7 protein-coding genes and 1 tRNA gene are annotated in these 6,643 nt (G+C 44.0%); 6 read left to right on the forward strand and 2 right to left on the reverse strand.

Going from position 1 to position 6,643, the window contains the following annotated elements:
* Window positions 1-812: 812 nt before the first annotated feature.
* The 5 genes from F6K37_RS29070 (at window position 813) to F6K37_RS29090 (ending at window position 5,525) form a co-directional block, all read left to right on the forward strand.
* Window positions 813-1,067, forward strand: a complete 255-nt coding sequence (locus F6K37_RS29070) for a hypothetical protein (RefSeq protein ID WP_008190286.1) — start codon at window positions 813-815, stop codon at window positions 1,065-1,067.
* Between the two features lie 536 nt (window positions 1,068-1,603).
* Complete coding sequence (locus tag F6K37_RS29075) at window positions 1,604-1,810, forward strand: hypothetical protein (protein WP_008190289.1); 207 nt, start codon at window positions 1,604-1,606, stop codon at window positions 1,808-1,810.
* A gap of 217 nt (window positions 1,811-2,027) precedes the next feature.
* The gene (locus tag F6K37_RS29080) at window positions 2,028-3,029 is read left to right on the forward strand and encodes an ABC transporter ATP-binding protein (RefSeq protein ID WP_008190292.1); all 1,002 of its coding nucleotides are present in this window, start codon (window positions 2,028-2,030) and stop codon (window positions 3,027-3,029) included.
* A 253-nt stretch (window positions 3,030-3,282) separates the two neighbouring features.
* Window positions 3,283-4,071, forward strand: a complete 789-nt coding sequence (locus F6K37_RS29085) for an ABC transporter permease (protein WP_287253939.1) — start codon at window positions 3,283-3,285, stop codon at window positions 4,069-4,071.
* Between the two features lie 596 nt (window positions 4,072-4,667).
* Window positions 4,668-5,525: a hypothetical protein gene (locus tag F6K37_RS29090; RefSeq protein WP_131826881.1), complete on the forward strand. Its 858-nt coding sequence runs from the start codon at window positions 4,668-4,670 to the stop codon at window positions 5,523-5,525.
* On the opposite strand, the gene F6K37_RS29095 is transcribed toward F6K37_RS29090, so the two are convergent.
* Window positions 5,515-5,637: a hypothetical protein gene (locus F6K37_RS29095; RefSeq protein ID WP_287253940.1), complete on the reverse strand. Its 123-nt coding sequence runs from the start codon at window positions 5,635-5,637 to the stop codon at window positions 5,515-5,517. The two genes, F6K37_RS29090 and F6K37_RS29095, sit on opposite strands and share 11 nt — an antisense overlap.
* 43 nt (window positions 5,638-5,680) lie before the next feature.
* On the opposite strand from F6K37_RS29095, the gene F6K37_RS29100 reads away from it, so the two are divergent.
* Window positions 5,681-5,751: transfer RNA gene (locus tag F6K37_RS29100), tRNA-Gly, on the forward strand.
* A 226-nt stretch (window positions 5,752-5,977) separates the two neighbouring features.
* On the opposite strand, the gene F6K37_RS29105 is transcribed toward F6K37_RS29100, so the two are convergent.
* Complete coding sequence (locus F6K37_RS29105) at window positions 5,978-6,301, reverse strand: antibiotic biosynthesis monooxygenase (protein ID WP_008190297.1); 324 nt, start codon at window positions 6,299-6,301, stop codon at window positions 5,978-5,980.
* Window positions 6,302-6,643: the final 342 nt, after the last annotated feature.

The raw sequence follows: 6,643 nt of genomic DNA on the forward strand, positions 1-6,643 counted from the left end.
AAGTAGCGTGCGCGTAGCGCATATGCTTACCTTAAATTATACCAAAAGAAGTTTACAAAAGAGGTTTATTTTAAGCTGACGGCTGACAGCTGACAGCTGTTCGCATAGCGTGAGCTAAAAGCTCACGGCTGAATACTTACATTCCTTCTATGCTTAGCTCTGGGATTTTAATGGTAATGTTCATCAAGGGAGTAGGGAGTAGGGAGTAGGGAGTAGGGAAAGGCAAGAGGCAAGAGTTAATCAACTATAGAGGGATTTTGGGTTATGTCAAAAAAACGGTAATCAATAAATACTAGATATAACTATCCAAAATTATCTAATTTTAATTATTTGCTGACCCTAATCTCAGCACTTTTGCTATCCTTACTTATACTAACTCTGTCAACTATCTCTGTCAAACTTAGCTATAACTGTAGACTTAGTTATCAAAAATAATTACCGTTTTTTCCCTTACCGAAAATCCCGATTCCCGATTCCCGATTCCCGATTCCCGATTCTATGTTACCTCAAATTAGCATTTAACAAAATTAATGATTAAATTATATGTAAGCATTCAGCCGTCAGCCGTTGGCCTTTGGCCACGCTACTTGAGGTGCCGTCAGCCGTCAGCCGTTGGCCTATTGAATGCTGAATGCTGAATGCTGAATGCTGAATGCTGAATGCTGAATGCTGAATGCTGAATGCTGAATGCTAAATGCTAAATGCTGAATGCTGAATGCTTACAATTATATTAAAATATATGTAAGAATTTGCACAAAGTTTATTTTTATGTTTAAATAACTAATGAACACTAACGTCCTAATTTTAAGGCGATGTACACCAATTTCATTGTTTCACCTTTTCCGAATCAATCTAGTGAAATAATTCTCCCAGCTTCTCATGGGTTTTATCCCTACCAAGAACCAATTAAACATACCTTGACTGGTTCTAAGCGGGCGATTTATATCACAATCAGGAATTTGCAGACTCTGGGCTATGCCACAGTCAGCGAGTGGAGTCCACTCCAACGGACCTACAATCCTGGGGAATACATTTGTATTTTGCAGCGCAATCTGATTCTAGATTAAACTTATAACGTAGCTGGGGGGTCTTCCCCCCAGGTGCGACAGTTAAGACTAGTTTATTGGTTTTGTACTATGCCTTGTTATGAGGGGTCAGAGCCACAGAGGGGTTTAGCCTAAATTCCTCGTAAACTAGAATTAATCAGTAGATGCTACATCGCCTTAAATTGCTTTACGTTTGTAGTCATTGCCTTGAATTGGTTTACGTTTGTAGTCGTGGAAGTATTTTCCACGGCTATTTTTTTTGGTCTTGACTGGTAAGCTTTCAGCTTTCAGCTTTCAGCTTTCAGCTTTCAGCTTTCAGCTTTCAGCTTTCAGCTTTCAGTTATCAGTTATCAGGATTCAGCTAATGCGCTACAGATGGTGCTACTTGAGGTGCTTTTGAATCAAACAGGTAACCATTTTTTTAATATGAGTTACGTCTGCATTAGGCTGACCGCTGACCGCTGACCGCTGACCGCTGATAGCTTACTGGTCTTGACTGTGGAAGCTGGTGTGGATAGTGTGGAATGTATTCTGGTGAAGGTGAGCATAGGTCAAGCATGGGTGAATGGCAGGAAAATAATTCACGGCATCTGAGTGCGGCAATGTTCTGCTTGCGATCGCGTTTGCAAGAATTAGCTCAAGAATTAGCTGGAGATGAGTCGGTAGGCCCAGAAGCGATTAGCCAAGGGGAAGCTGCCATGGCAGAAGCTGAAGCCAATCATCCCCGACATCATCTCAAGCTGGGTATCTTTGATAAGATATAGCTTTTGTGTCTGGGTTGTGAAGATACTCTCAAAGGCAACAGGCAAGAGGCAAGAGGCAAGAGAGCCTCAGTTTTATTCTCCAATCAAAAAAGACCATGCAGGTTTACATCATCTGCTTAGCAGATGATGTAACAAGAAAAATTCGACAACCTTAACCCTACTCCCTACTCCCTACTCCCTACTCCCTACTCCCTACTCCCTACTCCCTGTGTCCTTCATGTCTATTGTTATTGTCGAAAACCTCAGCAAAATCTACCCAGTAGCAATCAAACAACCAGGACTAAAAGGTACCTTAAACCATTTCTTCCGCCGTACCTACCGTTCAGTCAAAGCTGTCCAAGACGTTTCTTTTGAAATTGGCTTTGGAGAAGTGGTCGGATTCTTAGGGCCTAATGGTGCTGGCAAAACCACTACTCTCAAGATGCTCACTGGACTGATTCATCCGTCTAAGGGTCGAGTCAGAGTTGTGGATTACATTCCCAAACGACGTCAACCAGGCTTTTTGAAAAAAATTACCCTAGTTATGGGGCAGAAGCAACAGTTGCTTTGGGACTTACCAGCCCTAGATTCCTTGAGAATCAATGCCGCTGTCTATGGTATTTCTGATACTGACTATAAGTATCGAGTTGGGGAACTTACTGAGATGCTCTCCCTAGAAGGGAAACTCACTCAGCCAGTAAGAAAACTCTCCCTAGGAGAGCGCATGAAAGCGGAACTACTAGCAGCACTGCTACACCAACCCCAAGTTCTATTTTTAGATGAACCTACCTTAGGATTAGATGTCAATGCTCAACTGGCCGTGCGGGATTTCTTGCGGGAGTACAACCAACGCACAGGAGCAACAATACTCTTAACCAGTCACTACATGGCCGATATCACTGCTCTTTGCCAACGGGTGCTACTAATCCATGAAGGTCGGCTGATTTATGATGGCTCTCTAGACGGATTACTTGACCGCTTTGCTCCCTATCGTGAGATCACGGTAGAACTTGCCCAGCCCTTACCTGAGGTAAAGAATGGCCAGGAAATGTCTTTACAGCGCTATGGTGAACTCAAAGAAATAGATGGTCACCACGTGCGTTTCCTAGTGCGTCGGGAAGTGCTTACCGAGACTGTGGCTCGGATTCTCGCTGAGCTGGAGGTGATAGATTTAAGCGTAACTGACCCTCCCATTGAAGAAGTTATTGGTCGTGTTTTCCAGGCAGGAGTAGTAGAGTGAACTTTGCTGCAAAGGTTAGCTGGTTAAAGGTTGTCGGTCATAATGCAGAATTAAGAATTAAAAATTAAGAATTAAAAATTAAGAATTTAGAAGGCAGAATTAAGAATTAAAAATTAATAATGTAGCCTTAATAATGCAGCCTTAATAATTAATAATTTAGACTGTAAAATTTAGATTTTTTTGATTGGAAGTTCCCGATTCCCGATTCCCGATTCCCGATTCCCTACTCCCTACTCCCTACTATCTAAAATAAATGAAGCGCGTCCTAAGAATCGTTAAAACCTTCCTGAGTGTTTATTACGCCCATATGATGGAATATCGGGCAGAAATATTTTTTTGGGTACTGTCGAATCTGTTACCTCTGATTCTAATGGGGATTTGGATCAAGGCATCCCAAGAAGCAGAATTTGGTCTGAATTCTACAGAATTTGCCCGTTACTTTATCTCAGTGTTTTTTATCCGCCAGTTCAACTTGGTATGGGTTATTTTTGAATTTCAAGAACAAGTGTTGCAAGGGAAACTTTCCCCACGATTACTACAGCCAATTGATCCAGTGTGGCATCACGTAGCCGCTCACTTAGCAGAACGATTTATCCGTATGCCGTTTAACCTAGGGCTAATCGGTTTGTTTTTTCTGCTGTATCCCCAAGCAGCTTGGCTACCGAATCTTGGCAATTTGTTACTCGGTTGCCTGGTGGTAGCAATGAGCTTTGCCCTACGCTTTTTGATGCAGTATACCTTTGCCATGTTCGCCTTTTGGACAGAACGAGCTAGTGCTATTGAAGAATTATCATTTTTGCTCTACTTATTTCTTTCTGGGTTAATTGCTCCGTTGGAAGTCTTTCCTCCTTTGGTACGGCAAATTGCCCAGTGGACACCCTTCCCTTATTTGATGCACTTCCCAGCAGCACTATTTATTGGTTTACCAGTGAATGTGGTGGGGGGAATCTTGATAATTCTAGGTTGGAGTTTGGTATTTTTCCTAGTCAACCGCTGGTTATGGCGTAAGGGGTTAAAGCATTATTCTGGGATGGGAGCTTGATCTTATCTTGCATTCAGCCGTCAGCCGTCAGCCCTCAGCCCTCAGCCCTCAGCTAAAAGCACCGATTGCGCTACGCGCACGCTGCGCGAACAGTAGCGTGCGCTATGGGCATAAACTGTTCGGTTTAGCGTGGCCACAGGCCCAAAGCTGATAGCTGATAGCTGATAGCTGATGCTTATATTGCATTTCTCAATCAACGCTCTAGCTAGGAATGACCCTAAAACATTGGCGTTGCTGAATTAAGGAATGAATGTGCGATAATTTGGTTGTCTTAAAGCCCCCGTGGGTCCCCCAATTCTGGGGGACTTGTCTTGATGCAATAGCGAGTGGGGGAAACCACGGCAATAGCGAGTGGGGGGAACCCCCAAGACCGCGCTGCCTCCCCAAGACCGCGCTGCATCGCTTCATAGTTTTGTTCCCCCACCGGTGCGCTTTCCGTCGGCGAATTAAATTCGCCACGGGTCGCACCGCAGAATTGGGGGGCTAGGGGGGCAAAACCATACGCATAATCAGCAACGCCAAAACATTTGCCCCCAAATAATCCCCCTAATTTACCTGAACCACCTCACTGCCACCGGCCAATGCTATGGTTGGCAATGGTTTTGGCATCTATTGTCATTCATCTATGCTTCTTGTGGATACTGTATATGCTCTTGATGGGGCGCTTCGAGAGTTCGCAACCCAGTCAGGATTTGATTGCCATAGATCTGATTGATATCATTCCGGAAGACATAGCTGAGCAAGAGACATCACCAGAAGACCGATCAACAGCTCTAATCCATCAAAGCACTGATTTAGCTCTCACCAGTCCTAGGTCAGAGGGGAATCTTAATCACCAAACTCTCTCTAACTCTACCATTGATAGCACTGAGCCTGACTTAGATCCAACACCAACAGAGGAAAGCTTACCAGTTAAAGACCTAACACTGCCAACAGATTATCAATTAACTATACCTGTACCCGCACCTGAACCAACAACTCCGATCACTCCTGTTAAGCCTATTCCAGTAATCCAAACCCCCCTACCTTCACCCTTACCTCTGCCACCACCGATTCAGCCACCGGCTTCCAGCATCCCGGAAGAGTCGGCATCAAAAGATAGCTTTCTGGCTAAGATGAGTAACTTTGGTCTGACTAATCCGAATCACGATATTCCAGACCAATTGGCTCTACCGCTACCAGCTAACCAAACGGAATTTTCCGCTCAGGAGCTGAATTTGACAGGTATTGATTTATCGGAAGAGTTAGTGTTGAAGGTGGTGGTGTTAATTTATGCAAATGGTAAACCGGAACTGCTACCGGACTATATTCAAGTGCGGCAAGGCAATATTAGTATTGAGCAGGCTCAGCAACTGGCACAGCAAGTGATTCGCGATTGGCTGTTTGCCCCCACTTACATGGCAGGTCAGGCAGTTGTGCAAGCTTATCGCTTCCAACTGACCATTAGTCATTAGTAGACTTCGTGGCAGTTGTCGGGAACAGGCAAGAGGAACCCACCCCTAACCCCTCCCAGGAGGGGAAGGCAAGAGGCAAGAGTTCAGATTTTTGATCTAAAAAATGTGGCACTTTGATTTTCTTATGTTATGATGCTAGAAGTGCTGGAAACAGTGCGGATGTAGTTTAGTGGTAAAACCTCAGCCTTCCAAGCTGATGATGGGGGTTCGATTCCCCCCATCCGCTCTTGAGATATTATTTGTATATATTTTGTTGAATGCGATCGCACTGGACAGGTGGTGCGTTACGGGGCTGGCTATGTCAACCCTGGCAACGAGGCAAAAAATCAGAGGCTTTCCGCCCCTAACGCACCCTACGGCTAATGCGATCTAAATTCTAAATTCTTCATTCTAAATTCTTCATTCTAAATTCTTCATTCTAAATTCTCAATTCTCAATTCTCAATTCTCCAGCTAATTGGGAGGCTGGATTTCACTGCAAACTTCGTAGAACGATGTGGTGGGAGCTTTGGTAAACAAGTGAGACATTTGGTTTAAGATTGCCTCATAGGCTTCACTTTGATGATCTTCCATGTCTGCTATGCTTTCCCAAAAGATCACAGCAATGCCTCTATCGGTTCCCGGTTCTTGCAGTAGGTAAGCGCCTTTGAACCCTTGGATATAGGTAGATACAGCTTTCTCGTAAAGATCCTGAGCTTCTTGAAATTTGCCTGGCTTGAATTCACCAATGGCAACATAAGCATATTTGTGCTTAAGAAAATCTAGAAATTCGGTCAACTTTCCCTCCCTTGGGATTTTTTGGGTTAGTTCCCAATCATAACAACTAATGGTTGAGCTGCACAGATACCAATAGAGTTAGTAGGGTGGGCAAAGTTGTCTAATCATTAATACTGATTTGAACCAAAATGCTTTTGCCCACCCTACCACCTACCACCTTGACAGTAGGGTGGCCAAAGTTGTCTAATCATTAATACTGATTTGAACCAAAATGTTTTTGCCCACCCTACCACCTTGACAGTAGGGTGGCCAAAGTTGTCTAATCATTAATACTGATTTCAACCAAAATGCTTTTGCCCACCCTACCACCTACCACCTTGACAGTAGGGTGGCCAAAGTTGT

It is taken from the genome of Moorena sp. SIO4E2 (assembly GCF_010671945.1).
GTDB lineage: Bacteria > Cyanobacteriota > Cyanobacteriia > Cyanobacteriales > Coleofasciculaceae > Moorena > Moorena producens.